General features: G+C 40.5%; 22 protein-coding genes. 10 read left to right on the top strand and 12 right to left on the bottom strand.

Translation table 11 applies throughout. From position 1 onward, the window contains the following. Positions 1-3 precede the first annotated feature (3 nt). The 5 genes from hpf to rnk all read left to right on the top strand — a co-directional run bounded on the left by hpf (position 4) and on the right by rnk (position 2,703). On the top strand, positions 4-291 hold the full coding sequence (gene hpf, locus M997_RS04270) for a ribosome hibernation promoting factor (protein ID WP_064718870.1): 288 nt from the start codon (positions 4-6) through the stop codon (positions 289-291). 155 nt (positions 292-446) lie between these two features. Beyond that, positions 447-914, top strand: coding sequence for a PTS IIA-like nitrogen regulatory protein PtsN (ptsN, locus tag M997_RS04265; protein ID WP_064718869.1), 468 nt, complete (start codon positions 447-449; stop codon positions 912-914). An 80-nt stretch (positions 915-994) separates the two neighbouring features. After that, positions 995-1,849 carry an RNase adapter RapZ gene (gene rapZ, locus M997_RS04260; protein ID WP_064718868.1) on the top strand — a complete coding sequence of 285 codons (855 nt, stop codon included), beginning with the start codon at positions 995-997 and terminating at the stop codon, positions 1,847-1,849. Beyond that, positions 1,846-2,118, top strand: a complete 273-nt coding sequence (npr, locus tag M997_RS04255; RefSeq protein WP_064718867.1) for a PTS phosphocarrier protein NPr — start codon at positions 1,846-1,848, stop codon at positions 2,116-2,118. The genes rapZ and npr overlap by 4 nt, the downstream gene beginning before the upstream one ends. Positions 2,119-2,292: 174 nt before the next feature. Next, a complete protein-coding gene (gene rnk, locus M997_RS04250) occupies positions 2,293-2,703 on the top strand; it encodes a nucleoside diphosphate kinase regulator (protein WP_064718866.1) in 411 nt (136 codons plus the stop codon). A 118-nt stretch (positions 2,704-2,821) separates the two neighbouring features. On the opposite strand, the gene pmbA is transcribed toward rnk, so the two are convergent. Then, positions 2,822-4,150, bottom strand: a complete 1,329-nt coding sequence (pmbA, locus tag M997_RS04245; RefSeq protein WP_064718865.1) for a metalloprotease PmbA — start codon at positions 4,148-4,150, stop codon at positions 2,822-2,824. A 187-nt stretch (positions 4,151-4,337) separates the two neighbouring features. Here pmbA and yjgA point away from each other — a divergent pair, with 187 nt between their 5' ends. Then, positions 4,338-4,898: a ribosome biogenesis factor YjgA gene (gene yjgA, locus M997_RS04240; RefSeq protein ID WP_064718898.1), complete on the top strand. Its 561-nt coding sequence runs from the start codon at positions 4,338-4,340 to the stop codon at positions 4,896-4,898. A gap of 89 nt (positions 4,899-4,987) precedes the next feature. Here the strand turns inward: yjgA and M997_RS04235 are convergent, their stop codons facing one another. From M997_RS04235 to mreB, 11 genes are all read right to left on the bottom strand, one after another. Next, complete coding sequence (locus M997_RS04235; RefSeq protein ID WP_064718864.1) at positions 4,988-5,257, bottom strand: barstar family protein; 270 nt, start codon at positions 5,255-5,257, stop codon at positions 4,988-4,990. Next, positions 5,257-5,757 carry a ribonuclease gene (locus tag M997_RS04230; RefSeq protein WP_064718863.1) on the bottom strand — a complete coding sequence of 167 codons (501 nt, stop codon included), beginning with the start codon at positions 5,755-5,757 and terminating at the stop codon, positions 5,257-5,259. Before M997_RS04230 ends, M997_RS04235 begins: the two co-directional genes overlap by 1 nt. Before the next feature lie 93 nt (positions 5,758-5,850). Next, on the bottom strand, positions 5,851-7,296 hold the full coding sequence (tldD, locus tag M997_RS04225; RefSeq protein ID WP_064718862.1) for a metalloprotease TldD: 1,446 nt from the start codon (positions 7,294-7,296) through the stop codon (positions 5,851-5,853). Continuing rightward, a complete protein-coding gene (nit1, locus tag M997_RS04220) occupies positions 7,293-8,153 on the bottom strand; it encodes a deaminated glutathione amidase (RefSeq protein ID WP_064718861.1) in 861 nt (286 codons plus the stop codon). The genes tldD and nit1 overlap by 4 nt, the downstream gene beginning before the upstream one ends. Continuing rightward, complete coding sequence (gene yhdP / locus M997_RS04215) at positions 8,150-11,437, bottom strand: AsmA2 domain-containing protein YhdP (protein ID WP_239994682.1); 3,288 nt, start codon at positions 11,435-11,437, stop codon at positions 8,150-8,152. The genes nit1 and yhdP overlap by 4 nt, the downstream gene beginning before the upstream one ends. Further along, positions 11,397-11,951 (bottom strand): YhdP family protein, encoded by a 555-nt coding sequence (locus M997_RS17690; protein ID WP_239994683.1) that lies wholly within the window; start codon positions 11,949-11,951, stop codon positions 11,397-11,399. Before M997_RS17690 ends, yhdP begins: the two co-directional genes overlap by 41 nt. 45 nt (positions 11,952-11,996) lie before the next feature. Then, a complete protein-coding gene (gene rng, locus M997_RS04210; RefSeq protein WP_064718860.1) occupies positions 11,997-13,466 on the bottom strand; it encodes a ribonuclease G in 1,470 nt (489 codons plus the stop codon). Next, positions 13,463-14,050 (bottom strand): Maf family protein, encoded by a 588-nt coding sequence (locus M997_RS04205; RefSeq protein WP_064718859.1) that lies wholly within the window; start codon positions 14,048-14,050, stop codon positions 13,463-13,465. Before M997_RS04205 ends, rng begins: the two co-directional genes overlap by 4 nt. A gap of 53 nt (positions 14,051-14,103) precedes the next feature. Then, the gene (gene mreD / locus M997_RS04200) at positions 14,104-14,592 is read right to left on the bottom strand and encodes a rod shape-determining protein MreD (protein ID WP_064718897.1); all 489 of its coding nucleotides are present in this window, start codon (positions 14,590-14,592) and stop codon (positions 14,104-14,106) included. Between the two features lie 5 nt (positions 14,593-14,597). Beyond that, the gene (gene mreC, locus M997_RS04195) at positions 14,598-15,644 is read right to left on the bottom strand and encodes a rod shape-determining protein MreC (RefSeq protein WP_064718858.1); all 1,047 of its coding nucleotides are present in this window, start codon (positions 15,642-15,644) and stop codon (positions 14,598-14,600) included. A 91-nt stretch (positions 15,645-15,735) separates the two neighbouring features. Then, complete coding sequence (mreB, locus tag M997_RS04190) at positions 15,736-16,779, bottom strand: rod shape-determining protein MreB (RefSeq protein ID WP_023582893.1); 1,044 nt, start codon at positions 16,777-16,779, stop codon at positions 15,736-15,738. Between the two features lie 687 nt (positions 16,780-17,466). Here mreB and acuI point away from each other — a divergent pair. The 4 genes from acuI (at position 17,467) to accC (ending at position 21,184) form a co-directional block, all read left to right on the top strand. Further along, the gene (gene acuI / locus M997_RS04185; protein ID WP_064718857.1) at positions 17,467-18,444 is read left to right on the top strand and encodes an acrylyl-CoA reductase (NADPH); all 978 of its coding nucleotides are present in this window, start codon (positions 17,467-17,469) and stop codon (positions 18,442-18,444) included. Between the two features lie 430 nt (positions 18,445-18,874). Then, entirely contained in the window at positions 18,875-19,318 is a 444-nt protein-coding gene (gene aroQ / locus M997_RS04180) for a type II 3-dehydroquinate dehydratase (RefSeq protein WP_064718856.1), read from the top strand. Positions 19,319-19,351: 33 nt separating this feature from the next. After that, positions 19,352-19,822, top strand: a complete 471-nt coding sequence (gene accB / locus M997_RS04175; protein WP_064718855.1) for an acetyl-CoA carboxylase biotin carboxyl carrier protein — start codon at positions 19,352-19,354, stop codon at positions 19,820-19,822. 12 nt (positions 19,823-19,834) lie between these two features. Next, entirely contained in the window at positions 19,835-21,184 is a 1,350-nt protein-coding gene (gene accC, locus M997_RS04170; protein ID WP_064718854.1) for an acetyl-CoA carboxylase biotin carboxylase subunit, read from the top strand. The last annotated feature ends 19 nt before the right edge of the window (positions 21,185-21,203 follow it).

Raw genomic sequence — 21,203 nt, 5'->3', positions numbered from 1 at the left:
ACTATGGAACTTCAAATCACGGGTCATAATATTGAATTAACCGATGCTCTGCGTGACACTGTAAAAGCAAAAAGCGCTAAATTACCTCAGTTCTTTGACAAAATTAACAACATTCAGGTTATTCTGAAAGTCGAGAAAGTGAACAAAATCGCGGAAGCGACCATTCAAGTTAATGGCGGTGAATTACATGCCTCTGCAGAAGCAGATGATATGTACGCAGCAATTGATGGATTAATGGACAAACTGGCTCGTCAATTAACCAAACACAAAGATAAACTGAGACAACATTAATTCATTTCCCATTGTAAAATGGGAATACAATCGGCAATGTTACTGCGTTGTTTACGCTGAGTTTGCCATATTAAAAACGACGCAAAATTAATCAGTAACAAAAAACCAGATGTCACTTTGTGGCATCTGGTTTGCTGGTCTAAGTGAATAAGACAATGAACAACGATACAAAAATGAAAATTAGTGACGTTCTTTCTCTGACATGTACCCATAACGATGTACATTGCACGAGTAAAAAACGCGCTTTGGAAATTATCAGTGAATTAGCTGCTACTGAGCTTAATTTACCAGAAACGCTGATATTTGAAGCCTTACTGACTCGCGAAAAAGTGGGTACAACAGGGATCGGTGGTGGCTTAGCTATCCCTCATGGACGAATTGAAAGTGATCGAGCAGACCGTGTCGTTGGTGTGTTTCTTCACCTAAACGAACCTATTGCTTTTGACGCTATTGATAATCAACCTGTTGATTTGTTGTTCGCATTACTCGTTCCTGCAACACAGTGCAAGGAACATTTACACACACTGTCTTTAATTGCCAAACAGTTAGCGGATAAAAATTTATGTCGCCAACTACGCTCCGCACAAAGTGATGAAGAGCTTTATCAGATTGTCACAGAATAGACCCACAAGGTTTATTAGGAAGCGAAAAGCATACAGTGGGATGATATTCATCACTGGGAAATTTTAAGGGGAGCTACCTCATGGTGCTGATGATAGTCAGCGGACGCTCTGGTTCAGGTAAGTCAGTCGCTTTGCGTGCGCTTGAAGATATGGGATTTTATTGCGTAGATAACTTACCCGTTGATCTGTTACCTGAGCTTGCGAAAACGCTGGCGGAACGTGATGCTTCTGCTGCCGCAGTCAGTATTGATGTTCGTAATATGCCTGAATCGCCGGAGATCTTTGAAAAAGCGCTGGAAAGTTTACCCGCTGAATATTCTCCACAGCTGTTATTTTTAGATGCTGACAGAAACACCTTGATCCGTCGTTATAGTGATACACGACGTCTTCACCCTCTTTCGACCAAGAACCTTTCTTTGGAAGTGGCGATAGATACGGAAAGTGATCTGTTAGAGCCACTACGATCACGTGCTGATCTTATCATCGATACCTCTGAAATGTCTGTTCATGAGTTAGCAGAAATGCTACGTACCCGCTTATTAGGTAAACGTGAACGTGAACTGACTATGGTGTTTGAATCTTTTGGCTTCAAACATGGTATCCCTATCGATGCAGACTATGTTTTTGATGTTCGTTTCTTACCAAATCCACATTGGGATCCTAAACTTCGCCCAATGACGGGTCTTGATCGCCCTGTTGCTGCATTTTTAGATCGTCACACAGAAGTACACAATTTTATTTATCAAACCAGAAGCTATCTCGAACTTTGGTTACCTATGTTAGAAACCAATAACCGTAGTTATTTAACGGTTGCGATAGGTTGTACTGGTGGTAAGCACCGTTCTGTATACGTTGCTGAGCAATTGGCTGATTATTTCCGCTCTCGTGGTAAAAACGTACAGTCGCGCCATAGAACGTTAGAAAAACGTAAATGACCCAACACCGACAAGTTGCGATAAAAAATCGGCTTGGTATACACGCTAGGCCAGCAATGAAATTGTTTGATTTAGTAAAAACATTTCAATCAACGGTGATTTTACGCAATCATGAAGGGGTTGAAGCACAAGCAGATAGTGTGATTGCGATGTTGATGCTTGACTCGGAACAAGGGAGTCATATTAACATCGAAGTCACGGGAAGTGATGAAAAAGAAGCTATTGATGCTATTATTGCATTATTTGAATCAGGGTTTGATGAAGAATAATCATAATAGAAAACAATAGATTAGCATTTCTTAACAAAAGTACTTGAAAGAGATCGTGATCACCGTCTCTTTCTTTTTTATACAGAACCGCCTATTATCTCTATATGAGTTTAACAACACCCCCACCTAACCCGTGGGGGTGTTGTTTTGCATTGGAATAAATTGGAGTGTGGTATGACAAAGCCAACAATTATCATCAACGAACTTGATGCAGAACGTTTAGATTCATTACTAGAGCAACCTGCATTTGCAGATAGCCCAATTGCAGAAGCGCTAAATGAAGAGTTAGACCGTGCTGACATTGTAGCACCCGCTGACATCCCAGCGAATATCGTTACCATGAACAGCAAAGTCCGTTTTATGGACTTAAAAAATAATGAAGAGCGTACACGTACTTTAGTTTACCCTGCATCATTAAAAGACAGTACTACAGAGCTATCTGTAATGGCACCTATGGGAGCAGCATTACTGGGTTTAACCATTAATGATGAGATCAGCTGGAAGTTGCCAAACGGCCTTGAAACCAAGGTGAAAGTGTTAGAAATTCTTTATCAACCGGAAGCCGCTGGTGAATATCACCGTTAAGCAGCGCTGAAGGTTCGTGTCTTATTTTTGTTTTAATTACTGTTAAACTACATCAATAAACGCGATATCTCAGCCCATCAATGGGCTGAGATTAATGGCTATAAATACCCTTTAGGTCTTATTCACCCGCAATACTCATTTCTGGCAATAACAGCGAACCACACTGAATATTACTACGGGTTTCAATATCATCACCAATAGTGGCAATATTCGCCCACATATCTTTTAAATTCCCAGCGATAGTCACTTCGCTAACCGGATACTGAATTTCGCCGTTTTCAACCCAAAAACCACTTGCGCCACGAGAATAATCACCGGTTACAGTACTTACCCCTTGCCCCATCAGTTCAGTCACAACCAGTCCAGTGCCCATCTCTTTTAATAGCGCATCAAATGACAGACCTTGCCCTGGAATATACCAATTATGAATACCACCAGCATGGCCATTACTTTTTAAACCTAATTTTCTTGCTGAATAAGTTGTCAGTAACCATTCTTGCAATACACCGTTTTTAATAATGTCAGCATCCATAGTACGAACGCCCTCACTATCAAATGGAGTTGAAGCAAGCCCCCCCATTAAATGTGGACGCTCTTGAATATTCAGCCATTGGGGAAAAATCTGTTTGCCTAAGCTATCTAACAAGCAAGAAGATTCACGATAAATCATGCTGCCACTGATTGCGGCAACCAAATGACCGAAAATACCCGTTGCAACTTCAGAAGAGAAAATAACTGGCGCTTTCATGGTAGAAAGCTTACGAGGAGAAAGACGCGACAGTGTACGGCGCGCGCACTCTTTACCTACCCACTCAGGCGTCTCTAAGCCATCAAAACGACGACTAATGGTATAAGCATAGTCACGCTCCATATCTTCGCCTTCTTTTGCTATTACACAGCTAGACATTGAATAACGAGAGGAAGAATAACTTTTTAGTAACCCAAGACTATTACCAAATACACGCGTACCACTGTGGCTATTAAAACTACCACCTTCAGTATTAATAATACGTTTGTCGCAGTCTAAAGCCGCTTTTTCTGCACGAGAAGCCAGTTCTATCGCTTTATCGGCCGTCACTTCAGCAGGATGATAAAGATCCAAAAAAGGCGCATCAAATGCCAGTAGTTCTTTATCAGCAGGACCTGCGTAAGGGTCAACTGACGTATAACGTGCAATATCAACAGCAGCTTGTACAGCACGTCTAATCGCATCAGGACTTAAATCTGTGGAAGAGGCACTACCTTTACGTTGTTGTTGATAAACCGTGATGCCTAAAGCACCATCGCTATTAAATTCAACATTCTCAACTTCACCATAACGCGTACTCACGCTAATGCCTGTTGATTTATTAATTGCCACTTCAGCACTGTCACACTGCTTTGCTGCTAGCTCTAAAGCGAGCGAAACAGCGTCTTCCAGCTGTTTTACCTGATCTGAATTATTCATTGAGAACCATTTTTCCTAAGGAGAACATCACTTTTTACTTATTTTTAGTAAAGTAAATCAATTGACAGGTGGTCAACAAGCGATTTTCCCAGTTACAATAGAAGATATATGAATGTTATCACCCGTCGGGCTTTTGGTCATTCACCAAATCGCACTCCCGGCTTACTCTGCAACAGGAATTTTTATTATGGCAAAGCAGCCAGAAGAGTGGCATTACCTTGACCCTGAATTTGACAACACATCATCAGAAGAAGAAGAAGATGAAGAAATCATCTGGGTCAGCAAAAGTGAAATCAAACGTGATGCTGAAGTACTGAAAAAATTAGGCACCGAACTGGTTGAATTAAGTGCTCAAGAGTTAGAGCGGATCCCACTCGATGAGAAATTACTCGCATCCATTCAATTAGCGCAAAAAGTACAGCGTGAAGCACGCCGTCGCCAAATCCAATATATAGGTAAATTACTGCGTAACGTTGATGAAGATCCTATTCGCCAGGCGTTAGACAAACTTAAAAATCGTCATAACCAACAGATTCTAGTGTTACATAAATTAGAAGATCTGCGCATTCGCCTTATTGAAGGTGGCAATGAAGTGATTGAAGACGTTGTCGAACTTTATCCAATGGCAGATCGTCAACAATTACGTACACTTATCCGAAATGCCAAGAAAGAAAAAGAAGGCAATAAACCACCAAAATCATTTCGTTTATTGTTTCAGTATTTGAAAGATCTTTCTGAATCAGCGTAAAGCCTACGCTTTACCCTTATGCCCCTGAAAACGCAGTGTAGTGAAAATGAGACTATCACTGCTGTTTTCGGGACTAAGGATGTTATTTGTTACTCTTCACATATGAATTGAAAAAGTGCATCACCTAATTCAATTTGGGTTTCTTGCATCAGCACGATCAACGGCTGGAAAACCGGCGAGTGTTGAGGAAAATGCTTAAAAACCACCTGCACAGGTAATGCGATTTCCCCAGTTAATACATCCCATAATGCATCTAAATTATTACCAAAGTAATTAGGTAGATCGAACTGCTTAGCAAAGCTAAGATAAAACGCTTCCATATTGGGAAGCCTTGCAAAATCAAAAATTATTTTCTGCATTAGGGAGCAACTTTTGTCATAGTGCGATAATGATCTGTCGTTAAATAAATCAACCCATCATTAGAATACAGCAATCTATCACTGCCACGATGTCCACAGTGATAATTCACATCTGCCTCAAACCATTGACGACCACTTTTTTCAGGAAGCTGCTTTTCGCGATTCATAAAACGATCACCCCCAATTGCTCTGCCGGGTAATACTTCGCATAAATTACCGGCTTTTGCATCCCAGCCATTTGCTCTAGCTTCTTTTTTCGTTAGATAAAAATCTGGCAACTGCTGATGGCGCTGTAAATAATCAGCAACTTTATTAGCTTGTGTTTTTTCATCAATTGGTAAAGGGATCTGTGCGGGTTTATTCGTGTTACTGCTTGGTAATGTAGAAATAGACGTTGATGACGTTGAGACAGGTGCTTGGGTTTCAGACAATAAACCTTTATAAAAAACACCAAATAGCACTGCGACAACAATAAATACCGGTAATAAACGTTTCCCCATTCGTTAGCTCCTTTAACTATAACTATGATTCTGATAAAAAACTCCATCATTTGATGGAGTTTTAAAAATACGTATAGATAACTATAGCAACAATTAAGCGGTTCCGCCGACAGTAATTTTATCAAGCTTCAGTGTGGGTTGACCCACACCAACAGGCAAGCTTTGACCTTCTTTACCACAAACACCAACACCTTTATCTAAGGCTAAATCGTTACCAACCATAGAAACTTGCTGCATCGCTTCAATACCAGAACCAATTAATGTTGCGCCTTTAATAGGTTTAGTAATTTTGCCATTCTCAATTAAATACGCTTCCGAGGTTGAGAAAACGAATTTACCTGAAGTGATATCCACTTGCCCACCACCAAAGTTTGGCGCGTAAATTCCACGCTCAACGCTAGCAATAATTTCTTCAGGTGAAGAGCTACCAGCTAACATATAAGTGTTTGTCATACGCGGCATAGGAAGGTGTGCATAAGATTCACGGCGACCATTACCTGTAGGGGCAACACCCATTAAGCGCGCATTCATCTTATCTTGCATATAGCCTTTTAAGATGCCGTTTTCGATCAACACGTTATATTGACCGGGTACACCTTCATCATCTATCGCTACTGAGCCACGACGACCTTCTATCGTACCATCATCAACAATAGTACAAAGCTCAGAAGTCACTTTTTCACCAAGACGACCAGAAAATACGGAGGTTTCTCGACGATTAAAATCGCCTTCTAAACCATGCCCCACTGCTTCATGAAGTAAAACACCCGGCCATCCTGCGCCAAGTACAACAGGCATTGTACCAGCAGGTGCAGCTATTGCAGATAAATTAACTAATGCCATACGCACGGCTTCACGGGCATAAGTTACAGCGTGGCTTTCACCGTCAATTTTCGTTAAGAAATAATCATAACCAAAACGACCACCACCCCCGCTTGCGCCACGCTCGCGTTTGCCATCTTCTTCAACCAACACACTAACGGAAAGGCGAACGAGAGGACGCACATCAGCGGCTAATGTACCGTCTGTTGCTGCAACTAAAATATGTTCATAAACGCCGGTTAAAGAAGCATTAACCTGTTTTACGCGCTTGTCTTCAGCGCGAGCAGCTTTATCGACTTCATGTAATAAAGCAATTTTTTCTTCGCGAGAAAGACTTTGCAGCGGATCACTTAAGCTATACAACGGAGAATGTTGAATAGCACCCAAGGTATGAATACGACCATTTCCCTGAGCTTGAACAATGCTTCGTGCAGCTGCAGCGCTTTGATTAAGTGCATTAAGTGTTAACTGGTCAGCATAAGCAAAACCGGTTTTTTCACCGTAAATGGCTCTAACACCTACCCCTTGATCAATATTGTAAGAGCCATCTTTAATAATTTGATCGTCTAAGATCCACGCTTCGTGGTAGCTAGACTGAAAATAAAGATCACCATAATCAATTTGACGCTGTGCAAGCTGTTCAAGTGTAGATGCTAAATCATCCAGACTGAGTTGGTTCGCTTCCAACAGACTTTCGCTGACAACAGCTAAACTCATAATTCTTTTTTATCCTTAACTTTTTTTATTAAGTGAGTCAGTTTCGGGCGAAAGCGATTATGTTTCACAACCCGTATCTGTTCACGCATACCATCTAAACTATCAACGCGAATATTCAGCGTTAGTGCACTTACGGCATCAGGATTCTTTTTCAAGACCTTCCCCCAACCGTCAACTGCCATCGTATGGCCCCAAGTGCGACGCGTATCATGAGTACCAACTTGTGCAGGAGCCAAGATAATACATTGGTTTTCTATTGCACGAGCACGTAGCAGTGGTTCCCAGTGCGCTTTTCCTGTTAAACGAGTAAATGCGGCAGGTACAGAAATAATTTCAGCACCTTTTTCTCTTAATGCTTGGAAAATACCAGGGAAACGTAAATCATAACAAATAGTTAGGCCTAACTTACCAACAGGAGTATCAACAACAGTTAAACGTTCACCGCGTTGATAAATAGCAGATTCATTATATTCGCCCTGCTCATCATCAATACTCACATCAAACATATGAATTTTGTCATAACGAGCACGAATAACACCTTCGTTATCAAATACTAAACTACTACTGGTAATTTGGCTTGGGTCATCACGACTAATTAAAGGCATAGAACCCACAAGGATCCACACTTTATAACGCTGTGCCATTTTAGCAATAGCATCTTGTAAAGGCCCTTCACCCTGAATTTCAGCATGTTTATGATAATCTTTAGCACTCGAAAAAAGTAACGCATTTTCAGGGGTTAACACAAGTTCAACTGAATCGGGTAATTGCTTAATCTGTTGCTCTATTTGCGCCAGATTATTTTTTATATTTTTTCCGCTACAAAGCTGCAAAAGTGCGACATTAACTTTTTTCATAACGCCTGATTCTCCTTGAGCTGACGCAGTACTTCGTCGATTTTAGGTTGTTCCATAGTTCCGGTCACATGATAACGTATTACTGAAATCTTACTCCAAAGTGGGCCAAGAACTTTTGATGCCGCGAATACCGCAGCACCTGCAATTGGATTAATAGCAAAAGCAGTAGCTACTCCTACTGTAGCTGAAATCTCTGGGGTTACCACAACTTGTAGATCCATTTTACGCTCAATTAAATCAACTTGCCCTGTAATAACAATATCGGCAATTACCCCATCGATACGAACACTGTCGGCGTTCATCACACCTTGCTTAATGATGATTTCGCTCTTAATAGAATCATATTCAAAATTATCACTAAAAGTATCTCTGAAATCGAATTGTAATTTACGCAATAACGCATCAAAACTCACAAGGCGCAATAGTTTCCCTGCTTGTCCTACATTGACTCGTTCTATACGTCCCTTACCTAATAACGATTTAACTTCTCCATTCAACGTCGCTAAATCAAAATTCCACGGTGTATTGTGCCACTGTAATGAAAAATCAGCCGAAAGTGGGGATTGAATAATTGGCACGATATAACCAAAATAGGCCGCCATTTCATCAATTTCTTCTGCTTTCAGTTTCCCACTGAGTTTAGTGTTATTTTGTCCAGCTGCATTTTCAGACCACACACCCGTGACGGATAATTCCCCGCTGCTATTGACCAATTTACCGTTTGTCAGAAATAACGTACCATTGCTCTGTTGCATAGACGCTTTAATGTTGCCTAACAGCAATCCGTTAACCCAACACTCTTTACATTCAAACTCGACAGAAGGTATATTTTTCACTGAGAATGCAGCAGGTTTACTTGTAGGATCCATTGCTATTTTCAATGTTTTTTCTTCTTCAGAAGACTGCTCTCCATTAAAATAGAGATAATTAACATTAACTTGCCAAGGTGCTGTTGTCGTAGGTATAAACATATCACCGCGTAATTCACTACCTGAAAAAGAGAATTTTATACCATCGTTAACTCTCATAATTTCAGATTGCTGATCACGCCATTTTTGTCCTGCAAAATTAAGCTCTGGTAAGCTGATATGAATATTATCAGGGAAACTGATTTCATTTTCAGAAGGTGTTAATGCAGAAAAAGCGACTAAAGTAGGCAGCCATTTATCGCCATTTAATCCTATAAGTTCAATTGTTAATCTTTCTTGTTCAGTAAGCTTTGGTAATTTAATTGATGCTGAAGCAAGATTACCACGTAATAAACGTAACTGTTTTCCAAGCAACCATTCGCTATTTAGTGCCCACAAATTATCCGCGTTCACATCAATATTTAATTTTTCGCTATTACCTTTAGCAGAAATAATTATTGGTGGTGATGCTTTAAAATCTTGTGTTTCAGGTGCAGACAATTTACTGGTTAATCCATTCACATTTCCAGTTAAATCAACTTGATAATTAACATCACCGGTCTCAGGTAAATGAACTTTCACCTTCCCATTCCAAGGTAGCACACCGCTTATTTGACGTTGAATATCTGATGGCAGACCTTGAATTTTTTGCATATCCCACAGGCCTTTTAACCCAACATCTACTTGATAAACATCGCTATTATTGTGGCTTGTAAATGAAAAAGAGAGCGGCTGTCCAAACCAATTTCCCGTTAATATATCGCTTTCAAGTTTATCATTGTTATAACGAAATTGACCTGTTACGCCCTTTAACGTGGTATCCATAAACGCGAGTGTGACATCATTATTTTTTAGATTGATATCACCACTTGCAACCACATCTTCACCATTAAAAGGAATATCAAGCTTCAGCGTGCCATTAATATTGCCAGCAACTTTCAGTTCTTCAAGAGTATGGCCAATACTCGCCATTTGAGAATCGAGAAAATAATCTTTTAATTCATCACCTGTTGCAACAATATCGGCATCAATCACTATTTTTTCTTGTGCATAATCACTGATAACAGCCGTTAAATTCGATGCAGAAGCATTACCTACTTTGGCTTTATCTGCCGACATCCACAGCCCTTGATTGCGAAAATCTAAATTAATATCAAGATTAAACAACGCAGGCCATTCATTATCAAATTTAAATGTTGCCTGCTTTACAGGAGCATAAACTTGGAACCAACCATTATGTTTTTCAAAAGGGAAATCCACCGGATCACCATGAAAAATAAAAGTCGCATTCTCAATATTACCTGTAATAATCGCATCAGAAAGATACTGCGTTAAACTTTTACCCACATACTGCTCAGGTAAATAACGCCATGTATCACCAGCATTGCTAACTCTGATACCAGACAAAATAGACAATAATTGATCGTCGCCTTTTTTCTCATAGCGAAAATCACCCGTCACCCATGCTGACGTTGCTTGAATATCTAATTTTTGGCTCCAAAGAGATAAATCATCCTCTTTATATTGCCAATAAATTGTTCCATTTCCTTTCTCAATCTCAAGCGGGGCTTTAAATAACTCGCCTGTATCAACCTGACTATTGGTTAAAGAAAAATCTAGCTCACCACCTTGTAAGTTACCTTTTAGGCGACCATCAAAATGCTCGACTGATGGGATCTCCTGCCAACGTTTCCAACTAACATCTTGCCAACGCATATCAATGGCACTTTGTTCAAAATTAGCCGGCGTAAGGTCTAAAGCAAAATCACTTACTAAACCCGAAAATTGACGATATTGCCATTGGCGCACAAAGTCTGGCGTTAAAAATGAAAATAGAGGCAATACAGCATATAAACTATCTAGTTCTATATTTTTAGCTCGGATCCGCCAAGCTTCATCACGCTCTTTCTCTTTTGGCTGATAGAGCACCGCTAAATAACCATCGGGCCACTCTTTACCATCCATCGTAATTTTTCGTGTATAAGGAATATCTGCAAGCCAGCCATTTTCTTGCCGTCTCATTCGCAAAATAAGATCTTCTACATTTAATACGTGTGAAACCCCTTCACTTTGCCAATCCATTTCACCTTGGTGGATTTGCAACTGGCTGCCAGTAATACGCCCTTGTGTTATTTCAATCCAATTAGATAAGCTGGCTTTCGCCTCATCAAGACCACTATTACTTTTTACCCATTGGCTTAACCACGGTGATATATCAACATCATCCGCAGTAACGAAAATTTTACCATTATCTATCAACCCTTTATCATTGGTGTAGAGATCAAGACGAACCTTCATTCCACCATAATGATTAAGCAATGTATCAAGAGTTACCTCACCCTGAGCCCGATGACGATCTTTTTGGTTTAACCACATTAACTCGGGGGATGTTTAAGCTGCTGGTATCCCCCGAAGGGGTAAGAAAAGTAAAGCGGCTATTAACCAACTTAAAACGGTCGAACTGTTCAAAAAATAGAGAAGAGATATCATCAGGCTTAGTTAAAGTAATATCACCACTTTGCCCTGTAAAAATAGGGCGATGATAATTAACGTATAACTGTTCAAAGGTGAGTTCACGAAAGTAAGGACGAAAAGCAAAAAGAGAACGCCAGATATCAAAAGAAAACGTAATTTGTTGAGCCCTAACATCCACATCTTTGTTATTAATAACAAGTGAATCGACTTGAATATCAGGACCAAAATTTTGCCATTCCCCTTTAATTTTAACCATACTAACAGGGCTATTGAGTTGTTTTGTTAGATAAGCTTCAATTTCAGGACGATAATTATCAAGCCTTGGCAGAAAGTAGCGAAAACCGCTTAAAATTAAAGCAAAAACAATGAGACAAAAAACCGTTAGTAATAACAGGTATTTTGGCAGCCGCTTCATTTATGTCTCCTTTCTACCGTCATTATCATGACAAAAGAGTATCCATTACATCATCACCACATCAAATTGTTCCTGACTATAAAGTAGCTCTGTTTGTACTTTAACCTGCTTACCAACAAAAATTTCAACTTCTGCCAAAGCGTGAGATTCTTCACTTCGTAGTGCTTCTGATACGGCGGATGAGGCATAAACAAGAAAGCGATCTGCATCTATCGTTTTATGGACACGCACAATTTCACGTAAAATTTCATAGCAGACTGTTTCTACTGATTTTACCGTTCCTCGACCTTGGCAAGCTGGACAATCGTCACACAATACATGCTCAAGGCTTTCGCGAGTTCTTTTACGGGTCATTTCAACTAACCCTAACTGAGAAAACCCATTAATCGTGGTTTTTACTCGGTCTTTACTTAATGCTTGTTCAAGAGAAGCTAATACTCTGCGTTTATGCTCATCATTATTCATATCAATAAAATCAATAATAATGATGCCGCCTAAATTACGTAATCTTAATTGGCGGGCTATTGCTTGGCTTGCTTCAATATTAGTATTAAAAATAGTTTCTTCTAAATTACGATGCCCCACAAATGCGCCAGTATTGATATCTATTGTGGTCATTGCTTCTGTTTGATCGATGATAAGATAACCACCTGATTTCAGCTCAACCTTACGCTCTAATGCGCGTTGAATTTCATTTTCAACACCATAAAGATCAAAAATAGGTTGATTACCTTGGTGCAATTCAAGCTTGGCCGTTAACTCAGGAATATATTCACCAATAAATTCCTGTAATTGATTATAGGTAAGTTTTGAATCAACACGAATACTATCAAGTTCAGAACTCGCAAAATCACGCAAAATACGTTGTGCTAATGCCAATTCGCCATAAATTTGAATGCGTGTTTTATTTCTTTTCTTACGTTCAATAATTTTATTCCATAAACGTTTAAGAAAAGCCGCATCCTGTTTTATTTCGTGCTCACCCACCCCTTCAGCCGCGGTTCGAATAATAAAACCACCGTTTTCATCGCAATATTCTTCAACTAACAGCTTTAAACGCTCTCGCTCTTCTTCACTTTCAATACGCTGAGAAACACCAACATGAGAAGCGCCCGGCATAAAAACTAAATAACGTGAAGGGAGTGTAATATCTGTGGTTAAACGTGCACCTTTCGTGCCAAGAGGATCTTTAACAACTTGTACAATTAAATCCTGCCCTTGATGAACCAACTGAGCAATATCACGGACATTGAATTTTTTTTGCTCTTCACCAGCAATACATTCGGTGTGAGGCATAATATCAGAAGCATGTAAAAAAGCGGCTTTATCCAGCCCGATGTCAATAAATGCAGCTTGCATCCCGGGTAAAACTCGACTCACCCGACCTTTGTAGATGTTTCCGACTATGCCACGTTTGGCTTCTCTTTCAACATGAATTTCTTGAAGTATGCCTCCGCTGATATAGGCAACACGGGTTTCAGATGGAGTGACATTCACTAATAGCTCTGCAGTCATGAAATCTCCTTCTCATTAGCTAGAGACAAAAATTGAGCTATCAACGCCTCGGTTTCAACAAGAGGTAATCCGACAACAGCGTGATAACTTCCCTCAATCCGCTGAACAAAACGGCCTCCTTTTCCTTGAATACCGTAAGCGCCTGCTTTATCCATCGGCTCTCCAGTTTCAATATACGCGTTAATTTCCTGATCTGTCATCTCTCTAAATGTAACTAATGTGACGACCAATTGATTTACTGTATGATTTCTATCAGAAATTGCAATCGCGGTGATCACTTGATGGGTTGATCCCGCTAGCGCGCGTAACATTTGTGCGGCATGAGCTTTATCACGAGGTTTTTCAAGAATTTGACCTTCGCAAACAACTATTGTATCAGAACCTAAAACCGGATAATCACAAGGTGCTTGTCGCACCCCTTCTAGCGATTTTTCTGTCGCTAAACGAGTAACATACTGTTCTGGCGTTTCACCTTGTTGCCAAATTTCATCAATAGCTGGCGTAATAATACTAAATTCAACATCCAATAATGCGAGTAACTCGCGTCGTCTTGGTGAACTGGAAGCAAGGTAAAGCGTTGTCACAGTTAGTGTCCTCATGACGGTAATACAAAAATACCGCCATGTTCAGTAAGCTGTTAGTGTACAGAAAACTGATGACGGACTTTGCGAAGTAAAAAATAGAGCCAGGGCCAAAGAATACCACTGACTGGACTATTCCAGAATACTTGGGGGTGAAAAGTAACGGGGGAAAGCAAAAATTCTGCCCAAAATACAGCAAGATCAACCACCACAACCGTAACCATAACAACCAAAGATTGCTGCCATAATGCAAGATTACAAAAAAGTTGATATTTAAATGCCACGACATAACTCACTAAAGTATAAGCAAGGGCATTCACACCTAAGGTTGTACCTTGGACTAAATCCATACTCATGCCCAGCACAAATGCCGTTCCCACACTAACACGATGTGGAATAGCTGTTATCCAATAGATAAGAAATAGTACTGGCCAAATAGGGCGATACATCTCTAATTGCTCAGGCCACGGCATAATTTGCAATACTAAGGCGATTAGAAAAGAGAGCCAAATAATCCAGCGCCCGCGGCTTTGATAAGGATTCATCGCCACTATTGACCTCGGCTTGTGCTAGGTTGCGCACCCGTACTTGTTGTAGGAGGTGTGACAGCCGGAGTTTGGGAGTCAGCTGTATTTTCTAACGGCTCCTGAGACATAGAACGAGGTAATGGTGGGCCTGCTTGCTCATAGTTAGGCAACACTTGTGGCATCAGCTGCATTAAACGTTCATTTGCTGCATGATAAACTTCTGAAGGTAAAGGCGGTTCACCTTTTTTATCCGAAGCACCCCACAATAAAAGTAGATAACGTAAACGCTGTAATTCCGCAGAAGGTCTTACATCAATAACAGAATAGGCACGTTGATTATCCACTTTAACCGAAGAGACAACCCCAACCGGGTAACCTTCAGGGAAACGGCCACCTAATCCCGATGTCACTAATACATCCCCAACACGAATATCAATATTAGCAGGCAATGCTTCTAATAACAGATCGTCAGCACATCCACCACCAGATGCAATAACGCGAATATCATTTCGCAATACTTGCACAGGCAAAGCATGGCTCGTATCACAAATTAACAGCACTCGGCTGGTTAACTCACTTACGGCAATTACTTGTCCAACAACGCCTTTATCACTGATAACGGGTTGTCCTTCATACACACCATCATTAGTACCTTTATCAATTACAACTTGATCTCGATAAGGTGTACTGTTGCCTGACAGCACTTGAGCTACTGTCATCTGTTCATTTTGGCGTAAAGGTGAACCAAGTAACTCTCGTAAACGAGCATTTTCTTGCTTAAATTGTTCAAGTAATTGGCTTTCACCACTACGAACAAGCAACTCTTTTCTCAGGGCTTGATTTTCAAACTGAAGGCGTTCTCGTGTGGCAAAAGTTTCAGAGATTTGGTCAAGAAAACGACGCGGGCCATTGGCAAGAAAATAGAAAGGGCTAACAGCCGTATCCAAATATTGACGGACTTTAGAAAACGCCCCCAAACGATTATCAGCAATTAGTAATGTAATAGCGATAATCACGGCGATTATTAATCTTAGTTGCAGGGATGGTCCCCGACTAAAAATTGGCTTCATAAACTCAGAGATCACTCACACGGGAAGTAAAAGAACGGGTGTCGATATTCACACCAAGGGGGAATCCGTTCTCCCTTGTTTAGAATCAATCTTAATCTTCGCTAAACAGATCGCCACCGTGCATATCGATCATTTCTAATGCTTTACCACCGCCACGAGCCACACAGGTCAGTGGATCTTCAGCCACAATCACAGGGATGCCCGTTTCTTCCATCAATAGACGGTCAAGGTTACGTAACAGAGCACCACCACCAGTTAATACCATACCGCGCTCTGAAATATCAGAAGCCAATTCTGGCGGACATTGTTCTAATGCAACCATAACTGCGCTGACGATACCTGTTAATGGTTCCTGTAATGCTTCAAGAATTTCATTAGAGTTCAATGTAAAGCTACGAGGCACACCTTCTGCAAGGTTACGGCCACGAACTTCGATTTCATTAACTTCATCTGAAGGATACGCTGAACCAATATCATGCTTGATACGTTCTGCGGTTGCTTCACCGATTAGTGAACCATAGTTACGACGGACATAGTTAATGATAGCTTCATCAAAGCGATCACCACCAATACGAACAGAAGAAGAATAAACAACACCATTTAAAGAAATAACGGCAACTTCAGTGGTACCGCCACCGATATCAACCACCATAGAGCCAGTTGCTTCTGAAACCGGTAAGCCAGCACCAATAGCTGCCGACATAGGTTCTTCAATCAAGAACACTTCGCGAGCACCAGCACTTAATGCAGATTCACGAATTGCTCTGCGCTCAACTTGCGTTGCACCAACAGGTACACAAACCAATACCCGAGGGCTTGGACGCATAAAGCTGTTGTTATGAACCTGTTTTATGAAGTGTTGAAGCATTTTTTCGGTTACATAAAAATCAGCAATCACACCATCTTTCATTGGACGGATAGCTGCGATATTACCAGGAGTACGCCCCAACATCTGTTTGGCTTCATGCCCTACGGCTGCAACACTTTTTGAGGTTCCTGCGCGATCTTGACGAATAGCGACAACGGAAGGTTCATCGAGAACAATACCCTGCCCTTTGACATAAATAAGGGTATTGGCGGTACCCAAGTCAATAGACAAATCGTTGGAAAACATGCCACGAAATTTTTTAAACATACGAAAGGATAATCCTGCAAGCCGGGACGGAAAAATCCGTCTACTCTACCAACCACAATAAGCAGCGACAAGGCGCGATTTGCTACTTAGTTAAAAGTGGACACGTGAATAATCTTAAAGGCACAATATTCTACGTTACTTTTCCCAATTGGAGCAGAAAAAAACTGCATAAAAATGGGCTAATTAAAACGATTAACGTATAAATTCGATCCTACGTTGTAGATATTTGACTTAGCTACAATACAAACAACGATTGCATCAATAAAGAAAAAAACTTTCTTAGTAGCCACTATGTGACTCAAAAGCCTTGCTACAAGTTCAAATAAAATTTATTCATTTGATTATTCACATTAGCTATATCGAAATTTGATGATATTTCACCTTGTTATTTTTATTGATTAACCAATAAGAATACTCACCAAAGGCATATCAAAAACAAAGCATTCTTCTATTGACCCACAATATAAGTGCTTAATTTTCATCCTATCGTAAAACATCAAAGGCATCATCCATTAATCAAGATATAAACCCCAGAATAATCTCTACTCCAATTAACGCAGAACCCTGAGTTTATACACTAAAAAAGGTTAATTTGTCTCATTATTACAATAGATATTGTGCACAATCACGACGCCACCTAAAAAATCGCCTATCATGTTAGCAATAAAAAATCGATAAGGGGTCATCATGAAAGCATTATTACTTGAAGAACAAGGCGATAAAATATTAGCAAGCGTTCAAAACGTCGATGAAGCCAAACTACCCTCTCATGACGTTATCGTTGATATTCACTATTCCACTCTTAACTATAAAGATGGATTAGCGATAACAGGTAAAGGAAAAATTATTCGACAATTTCCAATGATCCCTGGTATCGATTTTTCTGGCGTTGTTCATCACAGTGAAGATCCTCGTTTTCATATTGGTCAACACGTTCTATTAACAGGCTGGGGTGTAGGCGAAAATCACTGGGGTGGGTTATCACAAAAAGCGGGCGTTAAAGGCGATTGGCTTACTGCTGTTCCTGAAGGCTTATCCTTAAAAAATGCCATGATTATTGGTACTGCGGGTTTCACTGCCATGTTGTGTGTTATCGCATTAGAACAAGGTGGTATTACCCCTCAAAGCGGTGAGATCTTAGTGACTGGTGCAAGTGGTGGCGTCGGAAGCACTGCAATTAGCTTATTAAGTACGTTGGGATATCAAGTTACTGCGTTAAGTGGCAGAAGTAGCAACCATGAATACCTAAAAAAATTAGGTGCAACAAACATTATTACCCGTGAAGAATTTGAACAGCCGGGCAGAGCGCTAGATAAACAACGTTGGGCTGGTGCACTAGACACTGTTGGCGGACAAATTTTAGCTAATATTTTAGCGCAAACAAACTATAACGGAACCGTGGCTGCTTGTGGATTAGCAAGTGGTTTCTCATTACCAACTACCGTTATGCCATTTATTTTACGCAATATTCGTCTGCAAGGTGTCGATTCTGTTTATTTCCCAGCAGAAAAACGCGCTCAAGTTTGGCAACGTTTGTTACAACTATTACCGGAAACTTTCTACCAGCAAGCCATGACCGAAATTACACTTGATGAAGTACCACGTTATGCTCAAATGATCATGGATAACCAGGTAACGGGTCGCACACTGGTAAAAATTAGTTAAATTTACGTCCTATCGAACAATTTTCTGGCATTAAAACACTTCTTTTAATGCCAGATTGCGATTATTTTCATTTCAAACTGCCAAGTAAATGTGATCTAGATCACATTTTAAATATATATTAACGATCACCCTCAAATAAGGTCATATTTCCAGTGACATCAATAAATAACGTGATGTTATGATTATTTTTTAAACATACGTTTATTTTGCTTTATGAGCATAATAATAGCGCAAAAACGTTCTCTATTTTACCGAAATAAAGCTCGCCTTCCCTGATTAGACCAGTATTTTGCTGCTATCTTCTGTGAAATGTCTATAATGTCGGACTTTGTGATATGCATCGTGACATTGAATACAATAAAAGATGACAAAATGAAAAGCACAGGTTATTTTGTCATTTCGTTGACGTATTGACGGAGATAGAAGCATAATGTCGGAAAATTTTCATATTTTGCTCCTGAATGGTCCGAACCTGAACCTGCTTGGAACGAGAGAGCCGGAAACCTACGGACACTTAACTCTGGACGATATCGTTCACAGTTTGTCAGCAGATGCTCAAGCATTAAATGTGAAGCTTAGTCATTTTCAGTCGAATGCTGAATTTGAGCTAATAAATAAAATTCATGCAGCGCGCGGTAATATCGATTATATATTAATCAATCCCGCGGCTTTCACGCATACCAGTGTTGCACTGCGTGATGCATTATTAGGGGTGAATATTCCATTTATTGAAATTCACCTTTCCAATGTCTACAGTCGGGAGCCTTTCCGTCACCATTCTTATCTCTCTGATATCGCAACTGGCGTCATCTGTGGATTAGGTGCAGAAGGTTATCGATTTGCTTTACAGGCAGCGGTTAACCGTTTGTCTTAATAAAAAACATCAAAAAGAGTACGGAATCAACTCATGGATATTCGTAAAATTAAAAAACTGATCGAGCTGGTCGAAGAGTCTGGCATTTCTGAACTGGAAATTTCTGAAGGTGAAGAGTCAGTACGTATTAGTCGTAACTCTGGTTTTCAGGGTCAAATGGCTCCTCAGCAATATTTTGCGGCACCAACAGCAGCGCCTCAACCTGCATTGGCAACTGCCGTTGCACCAGTAGCGCCTGAAACGCCAGCAGTTGTAGCCCAAGAGATCAGCGGTCATGTTGTTCGCTCACCAATGGTAGGAACGTTCTATCGTTCACCAAGCCCAGAAGCCAAAAAATTTGTTGAAGTCGGTCAGCAAGTGAATGTTGGTGACACTCTGTGTATCGTTGAAGCAATGAAAATGATGAACCAGATAGAATCCGATAAAGCAGGCGTTGTTAAATCTATCCTTTGTCAAGATGGCGACACCATTGAGTTTGACGATCCACTCTTTGTCATCGAATAACGAGGCAGGTCCATGCTAGAAAAAATCCTCATTGCCAACCGTGGTGAGATTGCACTGCGTATTCTAAGAGCTTGTAAAGAACTTGGGATCAAAGCAGTTGCCGTTCACTCCACGGCAGACCGTGATTTAAAACACGTTCTGCTGGCAGACGAGACTATCTGTATTGGTCCCGCTGCTTCAGCAAAAAGTTATCTAAATATTCCTGCAATTATTGCAGCGGCTGAGATCAGCGGTGCACAAGCTATTCACCCAGGATATGGTTTCCTGTCTGAAAATGCTGATTTTGCAGAGCAAGTTGAACGCTCTGGCTTTATTTTTATCGGCCCAAAAGCTGAAACCATCCGCCTAATGGGCGATAAAGTTTCTGCTATTGAAGCGATGAAAAAAGCAGGTGTTCCTTGTGTTCCAGGATCTGATGGTCCTTTAGGTAACGACACTGCAAAAAATATCGAGATTGCTAAATGTATTGGCTATCCAGTCATTATTAAAGCATCTGGCGGCGGCGGCGGACGCGGAATGCGTGTTGTCCGTGCTGAAAAAGATTTAGAACAATCCATCATAATGACTCGTGCTGAAGCCAAAGCGGCATTTAGTAACGATATGGTCTATATGGAAAAATACCTTGAAAATCCACGCCATATTGAAATTCAGGTCATGGCTGATGGTCAAGGTAATGCAATTTATTTGGCTGAACGTGATTGCTCTATGCAACGCCGTCACCAAAAAGTTGTAGAAGAAGCGCCAGCACCAGGTATTACTCCAGAAATCCGTAAAAATATCGGCGAACGCTGTGCGAACGCTTGTATCGAAATCGGCTATCGTGGTGCAGGTACTTTTGAATTCCTATATGAAAATGGTGAATTCTACTTTATTGAGATGAACACCCGTATTCAGGTTGAGCATCCAGTAACAGAAATGATCACAGGCATCGACCTAATCAAAGAACAATTACGTATTGCATCTGGCTTGCCGTTATCGGTAACTCAAGATCAGATAAATGTTCACGGTCACGCTGTTGAGTGTCGTATTAACGCAGAAGATCCGAAAACCTTCTTACCAAGTCCGGGAACGATTACTCGCTTCCACTCACCGGGTGGGTTTGGTGTACGTTGGGAATCGCATATTTACGCAGGTTATACTGTTCCACCTCATTATGATTCAATGATCGGTAAATTGATCACTTATGGTGAAACTCGCGAAATCGCGATCTCTCGTATGAAAAATGCTTTGACAGAACTTATCATCGATGGCATTAAAACCAATATTGAGCTGCATCAGTTCATTATGAATGATGAGAAATTCCAACAAGGTGGCACAAATATTCACTACCTTGAAAAGCGTTTAGGATTAGCTGAGAAATAATATTTTCTTATCGATACAA

This window comes from Proteus hauseri ATCC 700826, assembly GCF_001654965.1.
Classification (GTDB): domain Bacteria; phylum Pseudomonadota; class Gammaproteobacteria; order Enterobacterales; family Enterobacteriaceae; genus Proteus; species Proteus hauseri.
This window is presented reverse-complemented; position numbering and strand designations above follow the sequence as displayed.